Genomic DNA, 16,579 nt, shown 5'->3' with positions numbered 1-16,579 from the left:
AAGCTCACAGCTTTTGCGATTCAAAGAGCGACACTAAGCGGTCGGTGTCAGACTGAGAGCTAAAGCTAAAACGAATGGCTTTAGCTAGCCTTGGGTCCTTATAGGCCCGCGCGACAATGCCATTGTCGATAAGCAGCTGTGCCACTGTTGCTACGTCGTCAAACTCGGCTAAGACATAGTTGCCATTGGGTTTTAGCACGGCGCCGCCCCATTGCTCGCAGTACAAATTCAGCGCCGCCGCGAGTCGCTCTCCCTGAGTATTGAGCGCTTTGACTTGGGTTTTCATCCGCGCAATCCCAGCAGCAGAGAGCGCTTGCACGGCCACTTCACTCACGGGAAGTGGCACGGGATAGGGCGCAATCACCCGCATGATGATTTCGATAATTTCTTCATTGGCCAGTAAAAAGCCGCAGCGCGCGCCTGCTAAGGCAAAGGCTTTTGAGAGGGTGCGCAGTACAACGAGATTTGGGTAAGTCTCAAGTAAATCCGCCACGCTATATTCTGGGCAAAACTCGATATAAGCCTCATCGACGACAACAATTGCATCGGGTAGGGCTTGGATGGCTTGCTCGATGCGCGCCTTGTCAATCACAGTGCCGGTTGGGTTATTAGGATTGCAGATAAACACTAACTTAGCGCCGCGCGTGGCCGTTGCAAAGTCGGATGGGAGACCGTATTCAGCCGTTAAGCTTAACGCCTTAACGCCTACATTAAAGGTTTGCGCGCTAATGGCGTACATGCCATAAGTGGGCCCAAAGGTCGCAATGGAATCTATGCCTGGGACACAAAATGCCCGGATCAGCAGTTCGATGGCCTCATCGGCGCCGCGACTGGCGACAATTTTGCTCTCCGCTACACCGCTGTATTGGCTGTAGGCATTGATTAACGCGGGCGGTTGGCACTCTGGGTAACGATTTAACTTAGTTAAATCGAGTTCGGCAACGGCCACATTATTAAAGGGCGATTCGTTAGCGTTGATCCAAATATCCCCACGACCACCTAGCCTGCGAGCACTTTGGTACGGTGTTAACTCGAGCAGCTCGGGCCGCGCAAGACAGGCGGCAAGGGTTGTTGGCTCGATGCTTGTGTTATCGAGAGTATTGCTGGCGCTATTGGCGCTCGGAACCTTTGTTACTGGCACATTGCTCGTTGGTGCTTGGCTAATTGGCACTTGGCTCATCCTATATCATCCTAAGTCTTGCTACGGCTTTCATTAACGCTGAAGCGTACTGTTATTTCGTCTTGCTACTATCAGTCCTTAAGACTGGCTAAGCGTATCGCGACCGCATTTTTATGGGCATCGAGTAACTCATTACTGGCAAGGGTCATTACCGCTTGCCCGAGTCCGAGTAGGCCCTTGGCACTGAGTTCTTGCACCGTAAAGCGGCGGCTAAAGTCGGCCAAGGAGAGGCTCGATACCGCGCGGCTGTAACCGTAAGTCGGCAATACATGGTTAGTGCCACTGGCATAATCTCCAACCGATTCAGGTGTATAGGCGCCTAAAAACACTGAGCCTGCGGCACGAATATGCTTGAGTACGTCCCGTGGGAAGCGGGTTTGAATAATTAAGTGTTCAGGCCCGTAACTATTCGATACCTGTGCTGCTTCCTGCATATCTTTGACTAAAATGGTGCGGCTACTGTTTAGGGCGGTTGCGGCAATCTCTTGGCGTGGTAGAGCGGCCAGTTGTGACTCGAGTGCTTGATTGATAGCTTGTGCTAATGGCTCAGAATCCGTGACTAAAATGACCTGTGAATCTGGGCCATGCTCCGCTTGCGAGAGTAAATCCGCGGCAATAAACTGCGCATTGGCATCGCTATCGGCAATCACCAACACCTCGGATGGTCCCGCTGGCATATCGATAGATACAGTGCAGCGACCATCTTGAGAGACCAAGCGTTTGGCCTCGGTGACATAACGATTGCCTGGGCCAAAAATCTTATCGACGCTGGGAATCGTTTCAGTGCCAAAGGCCAGTGCGGCAATGGCCTGCGCGCCGCCCACTTGATAAATTTCGGTGATCCCACAGGCGTTTGCCGCATACACAATCGCATCGTTAATCGGCGGCGGACTCACCAATACGCGTTTTTCGCAGCCGGCAATTTTGGCTGGTAGGGCCAACATCAGTACGGTTGAGATTAATGGGGCGCTGCCACCGGGAATATATAAACCGACTTTTTCAATCGGTTCGCTACGAAGCTCGCAGCGAACACCCGCTTGGGTTTCAATCTCTATGGGGCGAAATTGCTGCGCGCTGTGAAACACATCAATATTGGCCATCGCTTGGGCAATGGCGGCTTTAAGTTCGGTCGAGACTCGTGCGCTGGCGGCGCTAATCTCGCTTTCACTTAAACGCAGACTATCGATATTGGCACTATTAAAGCTATCAAACTTTTGATTAAACTCTTTTAGCGCCGCATCGCCACGGCTAGCCACGGCATCAACAATGGCCCGAACACTTTGTTCTAAGCCGCTGTCACCAATTAAAGGTGAGCGTTGGAGCGCGGCTTGTTGTGCATCGGCGGATAACGTTGCCCAAGTCAAAATATCCATAGATCACCCCATCATTTTTTCAATTGGCATTACGAGGATAGAGCTGGCGCCGAGTGCGGTGAGCTCTTCCATGGTGTCCCAGAATAAATCTTCAGTACTGACGGCGTGGATGGCCACTCGATTAGTATCGTCGTTTAATGGCAGCACCGTGGGGTTTTCGGCGCCGGGTAGCAGGGCGACAATTTGATCTAAGGTTTCTGTGGGTGCGTGTAGCAAAATATATTTACTTTCACGGGCGCGGATCACGCCGTTTACGCGGGATAAAATGCGATCGATTAAGGCTTGTTTGCTCGGCGTTTGGGTTTGGGTTGATTGAATAATGCAGGCCATGGAGCGGTATATGACTTCAGTCTCGTATAAACCATTGGCTTCAAGGGTTGCGCCAGTGGAGACTAAGTCACAAATGCCATCGGCAAGCCCTGCACGCGGTGCAACTTCAACCGAGCCTTTTAACATACAGTCGCGATAATTTATGCCTTTTTGTTGCATAAAACGGCGCAATAGATTGGGGTAGGAGGTGGCAATTCTCAAGCCTTCTAGGGATGAGGCATTGGCATAGCTAAATTCGGTTGGTACGGCTAACGAGAGACGGCAGGCGCCAAAATCTAATTGGCGTAATTTTACATATTCAGCTGGCTTATTTAGGGTTTGACGCTCAATTTGCTCTTCTTCGAGCACGTTCTCACCAATAATGCCTAAATCGACCACGCCATCCATAACCAGTCCTGGAATATCATCGTCACGTACTCTGAGTAAATCGATAGGCATGTTATCTGCGTGTGCGATAAGACGTTGTTCGTTAATGGAAAACTTAACACCGCAGCTCTTGAGTAATTGCTGAGAGTCGGTCGATAGGCGACCCGATTTTTGAATGGCAATACGTAAACGGTTTGATTCAGTCATAATTTTATCTCGCTCAAAGTTAACAAATTCAAAATGATATTCTTTCGTTTCACGCTTTAACTGGTTTATCGGCACCGCCAGTAAATGTGGCGGTTAACATATTGAAATTAATTACTAATTATCTATTAAATCGTTAGTTAAAAAGCCCAAAAGCAAAAACCCCCAGAATTCCTTCCAGGGGTTAGTGATCATCTTTGAATCAGTCCGCCAGAAGGATATAGTCCTTCGGCAGTGAGCGTCCGAAGGCTACCGCATATGGTGGTGATGGTGGTGGATAGCGTTCAGTAGTTGGCTCATATGACTCTCTATACTCTGTGATTATGTTGAATTTGGTGTTGGTGGATACTTATCCATCGAACGTTTTTTTAAGCTAACCGCTTTCTGTGCCGTTTGCAACAGCTAATTTTAACTAAATAAGAATATTTATGCGTTTTGTGAAAATGTTTCATCTTGGTGGTCGCAGGACGATAATCTGCTTATCGCAAGGAGGGGCGAATTAGGGGATTGGCACAAAGCCGATGCTGCGTTTAGACAAATTCGGCTGGCGGTAAGTATGGTAAATCTTGTCTAACAGCGTTCAATCTAGACTGGCGGTTGTTGCTAAGTGTCAGTCACAGCGTTAATGCAGGATTAGCGCGTGACATCCCTTTTACCCTGTTAAATATTCTCCAAACAGGCGATCAACTGTTTGTTGGCAATATTTGTCTTCACCACGCCAATATTCGGCAAATACCCAGTCATTTTTGCCTTGGCGTTGTCTATAGACAGTATTGGGTTTTAATATTCCCAGACTGGCTAATATTTCGATTAATATTTGTCGCTCAGCTTTACTCGACTTAATCACATTCGCTAATCTTTTCTCTAGTGTACTGGGATAATCGCTCGGGTCTGACGTTTCGATAATCGTTAAGATCTCCCTAAAACAGGCCATATCTTCTGACGTCGGCTCTGGAATATCGGCATTAATAAATTGGCTTAAATCAAAATAGGTATACAAAATATCCCCATGGCGCATGCCGCCCCATTTTATACGCTCGAAATTGAATACGTTAATATCCACCTCGATATAGGATTCGCTTCCTCGGATGCCATATTGACTGTCTCGGCAAATGCCGCAGGTATAGGAATGTGCAGTTGGTTTGCCATCCATATAAGAAGAGCCTGAAATGACAGGTGTGTATTGATGAGATGGGATTTTTTGGGCGATCGCATAGGATGCAAGGGATGAGCGCCAATCCAATCGCCGAGAGGTTAGACTGCTTAAAAATCCTTTTGTTACTTGTGCTTGCGAAATGCCTTTTACTAGCGTTGTGGTGGCAAGGATACATTCATCGTGGCAGATAGTTAAAGGATCAAACATTAATCCTTTCGATTTGGCATAGATAAAGTCGGGATCGGAGATACTTCTGTTTTTTACGTCAATCCAACCATTCTTCCAATAGGTGGAGAATAAAATCCTTTTTGCTTTTTTATCCATAGCTGATTCTATTTTATCCTTTAACAATTGTTTTAATTTATCTTATAAAAGCGCAATTAAAGCGGTTAGCTCTCTACATTTATATAAGCATCGTTTTGATAGTAATAACTGACAGCATGAATTATGTCATGCAAGGTAGCATGTGGCAGCTGTTGCACTAAATTAGCCTTGATGCTTTGCAAATCCGCAATGCTTAAAAAGTATTGATAACCTTGAGTTTGCGGGTAGAGAGGCTCATCCTGTTGGTCGCGTTCTTCTTCAAGCTCATCGTCAATGATTAACACCGACATTGTGGGACTTAATGGTTGTTCTAGGGCTTTGTACACATCCAAGTGCCACGAAAAAGAACCAAGTTGGGATAATAGGGTTTCCAAGGTTAATGTTAATCGCATGAAATATCCTTTTGAGCGAGCATCATTTACATCATTTGGACGAGTTAATTAAACCGACAGAATCAGGCTCAAGGCCTCCACAGACCCTGCATTAATTCGGTTAACGCAAATGATGAAAAAATAAACAGTAAATTAATCAAAGCCCGCATAATCCAAGGTAATGTACCGTAGGAAAGGCGATATTTATTTGAGGCAATCACTATAACTCCCATGATGCCAAACCAAGGTGTAAAAAAGAATATGGTTTGCCATTTAACCAGAGCAACGGCGAGATCGTGTAGCGCACCGCTGACCAAAAAGGTGACAAGTACGGCGAGCCACATCGGCAGAAACTGACTGCTAGGACGCATGACATTACGTGATAAATAATAACCCCAAATCGGATTCCAATAATGCCAAAAAATGGGGAATGACTTAGCACCCAGGGCGCGTGATAGCATATTCCTCATCGAGTGACTGGCACCCAGTGGAACACCATTTCGCTTTTTCACATATTGTGACAAGGATAAGGTCGTTGGCATGGTTAATCTCCGCCTAATGCTTACCACTGAGTGCGTAGCTTTTTACAAGTCTCGTAATATCAGACCTCATGTTCAGATAATTGTTATAGCTTTATTCTTTAATTCCATGCTTTGCGAGAAAAGGTCTAATACGCTCAATTAATTTAGATTGTTTTGCTTGTGCTTCTTGCATGGCGATTTGTGCTCCAGTTTGCATCAATTGTGGCGTTTTTTCTAAGAGTTTTTTACCTGTAGAAGTTTGATAAAATTGGGTTATTTTAATGATTTCTTCATTTGTGAAAGCCTCAGAGTACTGTTTTTTTAATTCGTTTATCACTCTGGGACGATCAACATCTTCATTAAACCATGCTCTATAAATACCCTTAAGTTCTTCTTTAGCCTTATTATCTAATTTATAGTTGGTGGCTATTTGGTCTACTATTGGTAACATAGCTTCAAATCCACCAGCCATTTGTTTATCGATTGACATCACTCTAAACATTTCATCTATTGGTGCTTCTTGCGCTACTACGGGAGTAGATAAAATAAATAACATTAACGGTAATAATTGGAACTTTTTCATTTTATATCCTTAATCATCTCAACGTTTATAAACGGAAACCTTAATTGAGTTATATATCCATAATTGAAGCTTCGTGCAAAATTAAGTCATTAGCACAATCATTAACGCAACTTAGCAGCTTATCTCTTAGCAAGCAATCGGGGAAAAGTTGAGTTAAGCCTTTGGTTGTTAAATCATTTAAACTACGCTACTCCATGTTTTAGCTCAAGAAGCTCGGCGCTAGATTAAAACTATTGGTATTATCAGGCGGGCTTAATTACACTGCGGCAACAGCGTTATGCTCCTTAGCGAAGGCTAACGCCTTAACCCACAACCCGCTTTTTTGAATCGTTTTTATAGGAACTCGCTCGCCATTGACTCACTCTCGACGCTCAGCTCCGCGGCAAGCTAAACATCAGCAATCAAATCAGCAGTCGCTTGATGCTCCTCGTTCGATGAGCAGATTGACGAATGAGGTGCTGCGCGCTTTTGCCAACGATGGCGTGCTCGCTACGCATATTCAGGGGTTCAGTGCGCGTCAGAGTCAGGTTGAGATGGCGCAAATCATCAGTGAATCGATTGCGAGTAAGGGCAATGCACTGATCGAAGCGGGTACAGGGGTCGGTAAAACCTTCGCCTATTTAATTCCCGCTATGTTAAGTGGCAAGCAAGTGATTGTCAGTACTGGCAGTAAAAACCTGCAGGAGCAATTGTTTCTAAAGGATTTACCCGCATTGACATCTATGCTTGGAATTGCGCCCAAGCTTGCGCTATTAAAAGGCCGCAATAACTATTTATGCCAATATCGACTCGATAGGCAGATGCTGGAGGCCAGCCATATTGAGGCGCGATTGTTGGATGATTTACTCAAAATCAATCAATGGGCGGGCATGAGTAAAGACGGCGATATTGGTGGCTTAACTTCAGTGCCTGAACATTCTCCCGCGCTTCCCTTAGTCGTCAGTACCAAAGAGACCTGTCTTGGCCAGCGCTGCGAATTTTATGATGCCTGTTTTACCCGTAAGGCTCGCAGCCGCGCGATGGATGCGAAAATCATCGTCGTGAATCATCACTTATTCTTTGCAGACAGTGTGTTAAAGGACACAGGCTTTGCTGAATTATTACCCGATCCCGATGTGGTGATCTTCGATGAAGCGCATTTGCTGCCGGATATCTGCGTCAGTTATTTTGGCCAGCAATCCTCGAGTCGCACTATTGATGACTACCTGCAAAAGTTATTGCAGATTTATCAAACTGAGCTCAGCGATACGGGGCAGATTGCCCAATTTTGTCAGCGTTGTTTAGCCAAATTGAGTGACTGGCATAATGGATTGTTTTCTATTGCCGAGTCGGATTGGCGTATGCTGCTTGGCAATAAGTCAATTGCGCTAGCATCATGGGATTTACTCGCAGAGTTAACCGCGCTGCAAAAACTCTTGCTCGCCCATGTGGGGCGCAGTGAGTTATTAGATGATATTGCCGTTAAACTGGCTGGCCTTAACCATAAGCTCAATCAGTTTTTCCAATGTGACAATCCACAGGCTGCCTATAGTGTTGAATTTGGTAGCCGTTTTGTGATGCTACGGATTTCACCGATTAATATTGCCCGCGAATGTCAGCAGTTATTTGTGGCCAATACCAGTTGGATTTTTACCTCGGCAACCTTACAAGTGAACCGCAGCTTAGCGCATTTTGCCAAGGAGTTAGGGATCAGTGAGGCCAAGGCGCATATTTTGGATAGTCCCTTCGATTATCCACGTCAGGCGTTATTTTGTGTGCCTAGGCAACTGGGCAATGTGGCGAATCAGCAGCAAGCAGTCAAACAGTTAGTCGATGTATGTGTCAAAGCGATTGAGGCAGCGCAGGGGCGAACCTTTATTTTGTTTACCAGCCATAAAATGCTTGAGCAAACGGCGTTGGCATTGCGAACTCGGACTCAATATCCGTTGCTGGTGCAGGGCCAAGCGGGTAAACAGAGTTTGCTCACAAAGTTTCGCCAACTGGGCAATGCGGTATTACTTGGCACCAGCAGTTTTTGGGAGGGGGTAGATGTGCGTGGCAAGTTATTAAGCTGCGTGATTATTGATAAATTGCCGTTTGTTTCGCCCGATGAGCCGCTTTACCGTGCCCGCGCCGACAATATTAGCCGTCAGGGCGGCGATCCTTTTACTCAAGTGTCATTACCTCAGGCGATTATTGCGCTCAAACAAGGGGTTGGACGTTTGATCCGTGACGAAAAGGACTGCGGCGTATTAATCCTGTGTGATAATCGGATTGTGAATCGCGCCTACGGACAGGCATTTTTAAACTCCCTGCCGCCGATGGCGCGCACCCGTGATTTAGATAAAGCCTTGGCGTTCTTGAGAACAATACCTTGACACTCGTCTTATGGTTTACTTGGGATGCTTAAATTTTTTTTATTTTTATGGAATATGAGCGAAGTATTCAGTTGTTAGATATACATTAAGGCGATACAAACGAGGATAAAAAATGCCACCTGTGAGCAATAGATGGCAAACACCCTTGGAGGTGGGTCAAGTGGCATCCTGCCAAATGGTTCCATTCAAAACAAGTTATTCTTCGGCTTTTGGCTTTAGATTTTTAGTGAGTTAATGGCATGCTTTGCAGGCATCAGCAGGTGCTTTTTCTTCATGAGCGATATGGCAATTTGTGCATGTTAAAACGCCATCATGCTTAGTATGAGCTTCACCTGCGAGTGTTTTCATTTCGCCATGGCATGATACACATTGCTCATTTTCAAAAACATAATCCGCAGAGGGTGTTTTATCCTTATGGCATGATTCACAGTCTGATCTTTCTGAATGGCTGTCGGCAAGTGATGCCGCCATTAAACTAGTAGAGAAACACAGTGCACACATGAGCATCATCTTTTTAAGCATGTTATTTTCCTTCTTTTATTGTGGGTTAAATTATCATTCTCAAGCCAGCAAATAAGCTCTTATTCGATAATAAAGAGCTAGTGGCGCAATATAAGCAATGTGCAAACATTGATTTTTTAAATGTCTAATTAGTATTTATCTTGAAACTTATACCGCTGTTTTATTATTAATGTGTACTGAAATACATTAGGGCTTAACAGAGTTTATTAAGCTTAAATTAATAGTTTTTTGAGATTTAACTTGGCTTCTTGAATGTATAATAGATTTTTAAGGTGACAAAACGTTGATCGTTATCAAAGGTGAATGGATGAATACTTTTTTAGTTTAAAAGTATGATCAAGATTTTATTGTGGGGGCGATAAATTCGATAATCCAAATCTAAATTTTAAAATTTAGATTTTATTTTAATTTATTTAGGAATTCTAAATTATAGAAATGAATTAATTAGGGATTAACCAGATGACGATTCGTTATTTAAGCAACAAGGGTGCTTGGCTCCCTTGTTGCTTAGCACTTCAACGATTAGATTTTTAAACCCACCATCAGCTGGTCCAATTGTCCCGCGGTGGCTTGCAACTCATCACAACCCGATACCGATTGGTTCGCCGATTGCTCGACATCGTGGGATTGATTGCGAATTTCCATCAGATTGGTCGCGATTTCGTTAGCTACGGCTGATTGTTCTTCCGCAGACGTGGCAATCAACACACTCATTTCGAACACGCGGCTGCTATGGTGGGCAATCGAATCGAGATCTTTACCCGTTTGCAGTACATGCTGTTTGCCTTCACTTGCTTGACTCACGGTGCGAGACATCACTTGAGTGAGGTTACGTGTGCCTTGTTGCAGCGACTCAATCATGGATTTAATTTCTACCGTTGCAGCTTGCGTGCGGCCAGCAAGGGTTCGTACCTCATCGGCCACTACCGCAAAACCGCGACCCTGTTCGCCGGCACGCGCCGCTTCAATCGCGGCGTTTAACGCGAGTAGGTTAGTTTGTTGCGAGATAGCATTAATGGTCGAAACCACCTCATCAATCTTACTGGCGTTGTCGTTGAGGGTATTGACGGCATTCGATGCAGCAGAAATTTCATCCGACAGCACATCAATTGCGCTTACTGTGGTTTCAATATCCTTAGAACCCGCATTAACCTGTTGATTCGCCTCTTGGGTTTCGGCGGAGGATTGCTCGGCATTGCGTGCCACTTCTTTTACCGCAGCGGTCATTTCTTCCATCGCCGTGGCTAAGGAGTCGAGGTGCTGACGTTGATTGACCGCAAGGGCTTGTCCTTGCTGAGCCGTACTTCTAAAAGATGAAACCACTTCGCGGATCTTGCTGGTGGATTCTGCTATCTGCTTCACCAAGTTGTGCTGGCGCTCGACTAGCGTGTCGATACTGATAGCTAAGATACTGAACTCATCTTTGACTTCGAAGAAGTTTAATCGGCCTGTCAAATCCCCAGACGCCGCGCGTTTAAGTGCCATGACTGTGGTGTAGAGTGCACCGCCAACGAAGGTAGAGATGTAGTAGCTAAACAGGAAGAGCACGAATAGCAGCACTGCCATCAGGCTGTAGACTAAGATATTGTCATCGGCTAAAAGGGCGTTAAGTTGACGATCATCGACGGGAATGATGGTCAGCATATTTTGATCATTAACCGAGCTAACTGCCCGATTAGGTGAACTGCTGGTATCAATACCACCACCGCTGCGCGCAAGGGTTTGTGCGCGGCTATCAGCCTCAGAAACTGTAACAATCTGAACATTCTGTAAGCCTTGGCTCAGCTGATTAGGTAAATTTTGGCGTTCTTGCTCGGGTAGCTTGCTAGAAATCTGCGCGGCGAGTTGATTGATTTTCTGGGAAGTGTCTTGGAGCCCATGCAAATGGCTTTCAAGCAGGGTATCCCTAAACTGAGTATTTAAAAATACCGCTAATCCCACAATCATAAACATCGGAACTAGGGCGAGAATTGCAAATTTGGTTTTTAAGGTCATGTGGATAAGGTATTGATCTATCCAGCGAAATTTAACTTCTTTCATTAGCGCCTCGATAAATTGGGCTGTGACCAAATGGATATCGGTCGATTTGCCATAGACTTTATGTTTTTCTGCTTAGTAAGCTGTTGCTTGTATTATTGTTGTCCAATTGCGGCATTTTTGTTTGTTTTGCAGCAATTTTGGCAAGGTACAAACATAAGTTTACAGTTTAGTTACATGTGTCGCCAGTGGTTAGTGCGTGATCACGTGACTGCTGTCAAAATCGACAAATGTCTTTCCAAGGCGATCAACTTGGAAGGTTTGTTGGGATAACACATGAATTTGCATGATAAAAACCCCGAATAAGCCCTAGTAATATGCCGCTCGCTCGCGTAAAATTTCTCTCCTTTTATTTCGTTATAGCTAGCAAAGCGTCTGGCATTAACGCCCGATAACCTGAGCACCGAAATAGCCTGAAAGTTTGGCGCCCATAGCACTTGTTTATCAAGCGCGACTATGCAGTGGAAGAGAAAATGCAGCAGTTAACTGAGATCGTAGAACAAGCCTTAGTCATTATTGACCAGGCCAGTGATCTAAAAGCACTGGATGATATCCGTGTCGATTACCTAGGTAAGAAAGGTAAGATCACCGACATGATGAAAATGATGGGCAGCTTAAGTCCTGAAGAAAAACCCGCTTTTGGTCAGGCGGTCAATGATGCGAAACAGGCCATTCAACAGAAATTAACTGAGCGCATCGATGGCCTGAAAAGTGCAGAGCTGGAAGCCAAATTAATTGCCGAAAAGATTGATGTGACGTTACCTGGCCGCACTATCGAAATCGGTGGTTTGCACCCAGTGACGCGCACTATTGAACGTATCGAAACCTTTTTTGGGGAATTAGGGTTTTCGGTAAAGCAGGGGCCAGAAATCGAAGATGATTTCCATAACTTCGACGCCTTGAATATCTCTGAGCACCACCCAGCGCGTGCCGACCACGATACGTTTTATTTTAATCCTAAGCTGATGCTGCGTACCCAAACCTCGGGCGTGCAAATTCGTACTATGGAAACTGAAAAGCCGCCATTGCGGATTATTTCACCAGGTCGTGTGTATCGTAACGACTACGACCAAACTCACACGCCAATGTTCCACCAAGTGGAAGGTTTGCTGGTCGATGAAAACGTTAACTTCGCCGAATTAAAAGGCGTGTTGCATGATTTCCTGCGTAACTTCTTCGAGGAAGATTTGCAGGTGCGTTTCCGTCCTTCTTACTTTCCCTTCACTGAGCCTTCAGCCGAAGTGGACGTAATGGGTAAAAACGGCAAATGGTTAGAAGTGTTAGGCTGCGGTATGGTGCACCCAAATGTGCTCCGTAGTGTTGGCATTGATCCAGAAAAATACTCTGGTTTTGCTTTTGGTATGGGTGTTGAGCGTTTAACAATGCTGCGTTACGGCGTAAACGATCTACGTTCGTTTTTCGAAAACGACCTGCGTTTCCTGAAGCAATTTAAATAACGGAGCTGTATAGCATGAAATTTAGCGAATCTTGGCTTCGTGAGTGGGTCAATCCTGCCGTTAGCCGTGAAGCATTATCCCACCAGATCACTATGGCTGGACTCGAAGTTGATGGCGTTGATGCCGTGGCTGCCGAGTTCAACGGCGTTGTGGTTGGTGAAGTGGTCGAATGTGGCCAGCACCCCGATGCAGACAAACTGCGCGTGACTAAAGTCAGTGTCGGCAGTGGCGAGCTTATCGATATCGTCTGTGGCGCACCTAACTGCCGTCAAGGCTTAAAAGTGGCCGTAGCAATGGTCGGTGCCGTACTGCCAGGCGATTTTAAAATTAAGAAGGCTAAGCTGCGTGGTATGCCTTCAGAAGGCATGCTGTGTTCATACAGCGAGCTGGGCATCGACATCGACAGCGATGGCATCATTGAGCTGCCATTAGATGCGCCATTAGGCACGGATTTACGTGAGTATCTCCAGCTTGATGATGCTGTGATAGAAGTGGATTTAACCGCTAACCGTGCCGATTGCTTAGGTATGGTAGGTTTGGCCCGTGAAGTTGGCGTGTTAAACCGTCAAGCGGTAACCGAGCCACAGTGGCAAGCCGTGACGCCAAGCACTGATGCCAAAGTGGCTATTAATGTCAAAGAAACCGCAGCTTGCCCACGCTATTTAGGCCGTGTGGTGAAAAATGTGAATGTAAAAGCGGCAACGCCTCTGTGGATGCAGGAAAAACTGCGTCGCAGTGGTATCCGCTCAATCGATCCTATCGTGGATATCACTAACTTTGTGTTGGTTGAATTCGGTCAACCTATGCACGCCTTCGACCTTGCCAAACTGACTGGCGATATCCAAGTGCGTTTAGGTAATGGTGAAGAGAAAATCACCCTGCTCGATGGCAGCGAAGTGACTATTCCAAACGACACTCTAGTGATTGCCGACGATGCGCGTCCATTAGCGCTTGCTGGTGTGTTTGGCGGTGAATATTCGGGTGTGAGCGACACTACCCAAGACATACTGCTTGAATGTGCGTTCTTCGCGCCGTTAGCGATTATGGGTAAATCACGCCGTTTAGGTTTGCATACCGATTCATCACACCGCTTCGAGCGTGGTGTTGACCCAGAGATGCAACACAAAGTCATGGACCGTGCGACTCGCTTAGTACTGGATATTTGTGGCGGTGAAGCTGGCCCTGTGGTTGAAGCTAAATCTGACGCTGACTTACCAAAACCTGTGCAAATCTTATTGCGTCGCAGCAAGTTAGATAAAATTCTCGGTCACCATGTTCCCGATAGCGACGTGGTTGAAATCCTCGAGCGTTTAGGTTTTAGCGTAGTCGCAGGTGAGGGGTGCTGGCAGGTTACGACCGCCACTTACCGCTTCGATATGGCGATTGAGGAAGACTTAATCGAAGAAGTGGCCCGTATCTACGGTTACAACAACATTCCAAACGTTGCGCCCGTGGCGTCACTGCGGATGTCAGACCATAAAGAAACCGACTTAAGCCTCAAGCGCGTACGTTCGCTGTTAGTGGCCCGTGGTTTCCAAGAAGCTGTGACTTACAGTTTCGTCGATCCTAAGCTGCAAAATCTGGTTCACCCAGGTGAGCAAGCCATGGTGTTACCGAACCCGATTTCTAGCGAAATGTCGGCCATGCGGTTGTCGATGTTCACTGGATTATTGACTGCGGTTGGCTACAACCAAAGTCGTCAACAGGGTCGCGTGAGACTTTTTGAAACTGGCCTGCGCTTTGTTCCTGATATTCATGCAGAATCCGGTGTAAGACAGCAAGCAATGCTCGGTTGCGTCATTACAGGGCTTCAAAATGACGAACATTGGTCAATGGAATCGAAAACCGTTGATTTTTTCGACCTTAAAGGTGATTTAGAAGCAATTATCGGCTTGACAGTTTCCGCATCAGAATTTAGCTTTAGAGTAGCGACGCATTCTGCTCTTCATCCAGGGCAATGTGCTGAAATATTGAGAAATGATCGAGTGATCGGTCATATAGGTGCTATCCATCCTAGTTTGGAGAAGCCTTTTGGACTCAATGGTAAAACCATCGTTTTTGAGTTGGAATTGGATGCTTTATTGCATACCAGTTTACCGCTAGCCCAAGCTGTATCTAAGTTCCCGGCTAATCGTCGTGACATCGCAGTAGTCGTAGATGAAAGTGTATCTGCAGGCGATGTAATGAAATTGATAAGAAAAGTTGGCGAAAATCAGTTGGTTGGCATAAACTTGTTCGATGTATACTTAGGTAAAGGTGTTGAGCCCGGCAAGAAGAGCTTGGCGATAGCACTTACATTACAAGACACTACTCGTACACTTGAGGAAAAAGAGATCGCTGAAACTGTAGATTCAGTTGTTTCTGCCCTGAAGACCGAGTTCAACGCATCGTTGAGGGATTAAAGTATGGCACTTACCAAAGCCGAAATGGCAGAACATCTTTTTGAAACACTCGGTATAAACAAGCGTGTAGCCAAAGAGATGGTTGAGTCGTTCTTTGAAGAAATTCGAGGCGCACTTGAAAGTGGTGAGCAGGTCAAGTTATCTGGCTTTGGCAACTTTGACCTTAGGGATAAGAATCAAAGACCGGGAAGGAACCCAAAAACAGGCGAGGATATCCCGATTTCCGCTCGCCGTGTCGTGACCTTCCGTCCCGGCCAGAAACTGAAAACTCGCGTAGAAGCTTCTAACGCGGGCAAGTAATTTTAGATGTTCGACAGTAAAGCCACTCCTTCGTGAGTGGCTTTACTATTTTCTTTTTATGGTGAATGGCTTTTCCACTGTCTGAGGTGATTTCTTTGTCAAGACAGCCCAAACATTTTGACCGACGTTTTCAACTGGCGTTATTGCACCCTAAATATTGGGTTACTTGGTTGGCGATCGGTCTATTAGTGATTTTTGGGATCATGCCCGCGTGGCTGCGTGATCCTATTGCTAGAACCTTAGCCAAACTGGTGGCGCCTATTGCGAAAAAGCCGATAAGTATTGCCAGGGCGAACTTAAAGGCGTGTTTCCCTGAAAAATCCGCCGCAGAAATAGAAGCCTTAATTGATGACAACGTGCAGAACTTCGTATTAGTGCTGTTATCGCAAGGTGAGCTGTTGGTACGATCTAAGGCGCATTTACGCCGCCGTGTGAATTTGATGGGCTTTGAGCATGTACAAGCGGCGCAAGCAGTAGGGCAGCCGGTGATATTTATCATGCCCCATGTGTGGCCTATTGATTATGCTGGGCTGAGGTTAAACCTCGACTTGCCCATGGTCACTATGGCAAAGGCCCATAAAAACGCGTTATTTAACTGGTTTAATAATCGGGTACGTAGCAGTTGTGGTGGCCACGTTTATATGCGAGAGGCCGGAATTCGCGCCTTATTAGCAGAGCTTAAGCAGAACAATAGCTTTTTCTACCTGCCCGATGAGGATTTAGGCCCAGATCAGAGTGTATTTACCCCGTTTTTAGGCACAGTCAAAGCGACATTACCCGTGGTTGGCCGATTGGCTCAGGCGGGAAATGCCCAAGTGCTGCCGGTGAAAATTGGTTATAACCAAGCTTCACGCCAGTTTGATTTAACTGTGATGCCCGCCATTGCCGCCGAAGACATGGTCGGTAAGGAAAACGAGGCGTTAGCACTGAATAAAGCGGTTGAGCAAGTGATACTCGCTTATCCAGAGCAGTATATGTGGTTCCTAAGATTGCTAAAGACTCGCCCTGAAGGGCAAGCCTCAATTTATCAGTAAGCGTTTATTGCTTATTGTAAACCCGAATAATAATGGCTTTAAGTGTGTAGACTTAAAGCCAT

14 protein-coding genes are annotated in these 16,579 nt (G+C 45.9%); 5 read left to right on the top strand and 9 right to left on the bottom strand.

The features are described from left to right. Positions 1-4 precede the first annotated feature (4 nt). The 7 genes from hisC to JM642_RS11225 form a co-directional block, all read right to left on the bottom strand. Positions 5-1,180 (bottom strand): histidinol-phosphate transaminase, encoded by a 1,176-nt coding sequence (gene hisC, locus JM642_RS11255; protein WP_203431801.1) that lies wholly within the window; start codon positions 1,178-1,180, stop codon positions 5-7. 71 nt (positions 1,181-1,251) lie between these two features. After that, positions 1,252-2,553: a histidinol dehydrogenase gene (hisD, locus tag JM642_RS11250; protein ID WP_203431800.1), complete on the bottom strand. Its 1,302-nt coding sequence runs from the start codon at positions 2,551-2,553 to the stop codon at positions 1,252-1,254. A 3-nt stretch (positions 2,554-2,556) separates the two neighbouring features. Continuing rightward, positions 2,557-3,456, bottom strand: coding sequence for an ATP phosphoribosyltransferase (gene hisG, locus JM642_RS11245; RefSeq protein WP_037418029.1), 900 nt, complete (start codon positions 3,454-3,456; stop codon positions 2,557-2,559). Positions 3,457-4,105: 649 nt separating this feature from the next. Continuing rightward, complete coding sequence (locus JM642_RS11240) at positions 4,106-4,933, bottom strand: hypothetical protein (protein ID WP_203431799.1); 828 nt, start codon at positions 4,931-4,933, stop codon at positions 4,106-4,108. A gap of 65 nt (positions 4,934-4,998) precedes the next feature. Then, entirely contained in the window at positions 4,999-5,325 is a 327-nt protein-coding gene (locus JM642_RS11235; RefSeq protein ID WP_055648366.1) for a hypothetical protein, read from the bottom strand. Positions 5,326-5,393: 68 nt separating this feature from the next. Continuing rightward, on the bottom strand, positions 5,394-5,846 hold the full coding sequence (locus tag JM642_RS11230) for an acyltransferase (protein WP_047535512.1): 453 nt from the start codon (positions 5,844-5,846) through the stop codon (positions 5,394-5,396). Between the two features lie 91 nt (positions 5,847-5,937). After that, positions 5,938-6,408 carry a DUF2059 domain-containing protein gene (locus tag JM642_RS11225; protein ID WP_037417916.1) on the bottom strand — a complete coding sequence of 157 codons (471 nt, stop codon included), beginning with the start codon at positions 6,406-6,408 and terminating at the stop codon, positions 5,938-5,940. Between the two features lie 434 nt (positions 6,409-6,842). Here JM642_RS11225 and JM642_RS11220 point away from each other — a divergent pair, with 434 nt between their 5' ends. Then, positions 6,843-8,765, top strand: coding sequence for an ATP-dependent DNA helicase (locus JM642_RS11220; protein ID WP_203431798.1), 1,923 nt, complete (start codon positions 6,843-6,845; stop codon positions 8,763-8,765). Positions 8,766-8,996: 231 nt separating this feature from the next. On the opposite strand, the gene JM642_RS11215 is transcribed toward JM642_RS11220, so the two are convergent. Next, a complete protein-coding gene (locus JM642_RS11215) occupies positions 8,997-9,287 on the bottom strand; it encodes a cytochrome c3 family protein (RefSeq protein WP_037417920.1) in 291 nt (96 codons plus the stop codon). 522 nt (positions 9,288-9,809) lie between these two features. After that, positions 9,810-11,327, bottom strand: a complete 1,518-nt coding sequence (locus JM642_RS11210) for a methyl-accepting chemotaxis protein (protein ID WP_172589798.1) — start codon at positions 11,325-11,327, stop codon at positions 9,810-9,812. Positions 11,328-11,797: 470 nt separating this feature from the next. Here JM642_RS11210 and pheS point away from each other — a divergent pair, with 470 nt between their 5' ends. The 4 genes from pheS to lpxM all read left to right on the top strand — a co-directional run bounded on the left by pheS (position 11,798) and on the right by lpxM (position 16,517). Further along, positions 11,798-12,781 (top strand): phenylalanine--tRNA ligase subunit alpha, encoded by a 984-nt coding sequence (gene pheS, locus JM642_RS11205; protein ID WP_203431797.1) that lies wholly within the window; start codon positions 11,798-11,800, stop codon positions 12,779-12,781. Positions 12,782-12,795: 14 nt separating this feature from the next. Continuing rightward, positions 12,796-15,183: a phenylalanine--tRNA ligase subunit beta gene (gene pheT / locus JM642_RS11200; RefSeq protein WP_203431796.1), complete on the top strand. Its 2,388-nt coding sequence runs from the start codon at positions 12,796-12,798 to the stop codon at positions 15,181-15,183. A gap of 3 nt (positions 15,184-15,186) precedes the next feature. Then, positions 15,187-15,483 carry an integration host factor subunit alpha gene (ihfA, locus tag JM642_RS11195; protein ID WP_011622581.1) on the top strand — a complete coding sequence of 99 codons (297 nt, stop codon included), beginning with the start codon at positions 15,187-15,189 and terminating at the stop codon, positions 15,481-15,483. Positions 15,484-15,578: 95 nt separating this feature from the next. Further along, positions 15,579-16,517: a lauroyl-Kdo(2)-lipid IV(A) myristoyltransferase gene (lpxM, locus tag JM642_RS11190; RefSeq protein WP_069455451.1), complete on the top strand. Its 939-nt coding sequence runs from the start codon at positions 15,579-15,581 to the stop codon at positions 16,515-16,517. Positions 16,518-16,579: the final 62 nt, after the last annotated feature.

The sequence above is a fragment of the Shewanella sp. LZH-2 genome (genome assembly GCF_016859145.1).
In the GTDB taxonomy this organism is placed as follows: Bacteria; Pseudomonadota; Gammaproteobacteria; order Enterobacterales; family Shewanellaceae; genus Shewanella; species Shewanella xiamenensis.
Note: the sequence above shows the minus strand (reverse complement) of the source record. Positions and strands in the feature narration are given on the sequence as shown.

Excerpts from the sequence above, each read along its gene's own strand:
- pheS (WP_203431797.1), top strand. The coding sequence starts at position 11,798 with ATGCAGCAGTTAACTGAGATCGTAGAACAAGCCTTAGTCATTATTGAC.
- hisG (WP_037418029.1), bottom strand. The coding sequence starts at position 3,456 with ATGACTGAATCAAACCGTTTACGTATTGCCATTCAAAAATCGGGTCGC.
- ihfA (WP_011622581.1), top strand. The coding sequence starts at position 15,187 with ATGGCACTTACCAAAGCCGAAATGGCAGAACATCTTTTTGAAACACTC.
- JM642_RS11220 (WP_203431798.1), top strand. The coding sequence starts at position 6,843 with ATGAGCAGATTGACGAATGAGGTGCTGCGCGCTTTTGCCAACGATGGC.
- hisC (WP_203431801.1), bottom strand. The coding sequence starts at position 1,180 with ATGAGCCAAGTGCCAATTAGCCAAGCACCAACGAGCAATGTGCCAGTA.
- JM642_RS11235 (WP_055648366.1), bottom strand. The coding sequence starts at position 5,325 with ATGCGATTAACATTAACCTTGGAAACCCTATTATCCCAACTTGGTTCT.
- JM642_RS11225 (WP_037417916.1), bottom strand. The coding sequence starts at position 6,408 with ATGAAAAAGTTCCAATTATTACCGTTAATGTTATTTATTTTATCTACT.
- hisD (WP_203431800.1), bottom strand. The coding sequence starts at position 2,553 with ATGGATATTTTGACTTGGGCAACGTTATCCGCCGATGCACAACAAGCC.
- JM642_RS11215 (WP_037417920.1), bottom strand. The coding sequence starts at position 9,287 with ATGCTTAAAAAGATGATGCTCATGTGTGCACTGTGTTTCTCTACTAGT.
- JM642_RS11210 (WP_172589798.1), bottom strand. The coding sequence starts at position 11,327 with ATGAAAGAAGTTAAATTTCGCTGGATAGATCAATACCTTATCCACATG.
- pheT (WP_203431796.1), top strand. The coding sequence starts at position 12,796 with ATGAAATTTAGCGAATCTTGGCTTCGTGAGTGGGTCAATCCTGCCGTT.
- JM642_RS11230 (WP_047535512.1), bottom strand. The coding sequence starts at position 5,846 with ATGCCAACGACCTTATCCTTGTCACAATATGTGAAAAAGCGAAATGGT.
- JM642_RS11240 (WP_203431799.1), bottom strand. The coding sequence starts at position 4,933 with ATGGATAAAAAAGCAAAAAGGATTTTATTCTCCACCTATTGGAAGAAT.